This is a genomic window from Brucella grignonensis, assembly GCF_002252505.1.
GTDB lineage: Bacteria > Pseudomonadota > Alphaproteobacteria > Rhizobiales > Rhizobiaceae > Brucella > Brucella grignonensis.
Map to the genome: position 1 here is coordinate 1 of NZ_NNRL01000152.1, position 1115 is coordinate 1115.

Here is a 1115-nt window from a genome sequence, read left to right on the forward strand (position 1 = left end):
GTGGAAAAGCTACCCCAACTGCATCATGCCGGTGGTGAGAGTATCTGATTATGCCGCTTCCTGCAAAAGTTGAGCAAAGACCTCGGCGGGTGTCTTAAATCCAAGGCACTTGCGCGGGGTTGCATTGAGATTGTGGGCGAGGGCAGTCAACTGCGCCTGGTTGACTTGTGTCAGGTCAGTGTTGCTGGGTAAATACCGTCGAATGCGCTTGTTGATGTTCTCAATCGCACCTTTTTGCCAAGGGGAGTTTGGATCACAAAACCAGCTTCTCGCTCTCATTCCATCCTCCAAAGCCCTATAACCCATAAACTCGGAACCACGATCAAAGGTAAAACTGCGGCGTGCGTGATAAGGCAGCGCAGCAAAGGTCTGAATAATTTTGTTCATGATCGGCTTTGAGTGCCGACTGTTGTTTTTAATGATGACGCAATAACGACTCTTGCGTTCAACAAGCGTCATAACATTGGCTTCTCCAAGGTGACGTTCAAAGATAATCAAATCACCTTCCCAATTTCCAAACTGCAGCCGATTGCCAATAAAATCAGGACGTTGATGAATGCGAAACGCTTCTGGAATCCGGGAACTGCGCGATCGTCTGGTGCCGCGTGGGCAACGCTTTATTCGCATCTCGGCCAGATGTTCATACAGTTTCAGCGCGTATTCTTCCTTTGAATAGATGAAGCGATAAATGGTTTCTGCACACAGACGTATCGCGCTCAGGCCATGGCTAATCAGTCGGCCGCAAATCTGTTCCGGCGACCAATGGGCTTCCAATTGTTCAATGACAAACTTGCGCAGTTCTGGGTAACGTCTGAGCTTGCGCAACCGTGTTCTGCGGTCTTTGCTGATGTTGTCGGCGACAACGCTATGATAGCCGTTATAGTCTGGTATCTCAGTGTCCCGAAAGCTGTTGCGCTTGATCTCGCGATAGATGGTCGAGCGATGACGACCCATCAGTCGCGCAATATCGCCGAGAGGGACTTTAAGCTGTTTCAGCTCAAATAGTCGGCGACGTTCACGCAAAGTGATCTGTAAATAGCAATTCGACATCCAATTTCCTCCATGGCTAACCACATGAATTCATTGGCATGTTGCAGTTTAAAATAGAATGCCCC

Annotated in this window: 1 protein-coding gene; it reads right to left on the reverse strand. The window is 48.9% G+C overall.

Going from position 1 to position 1115, the window contains the following annotated elements; all coding sequences use genetic code 11:
* Positions 1-48 precede the first annotated feature (48 nt).
* Positions 49-1050: an IS30 family transposase gene (locus CEV33_RS05815; protein WP_094539555.1), complete on the reverse strand. Its 1002-nt coding sequence runs from the start codon at positions 1048-1050 to the stop codon at positions 49-51.
* Positions 1051-1115 lie beyond the last annotated feature (65 nt).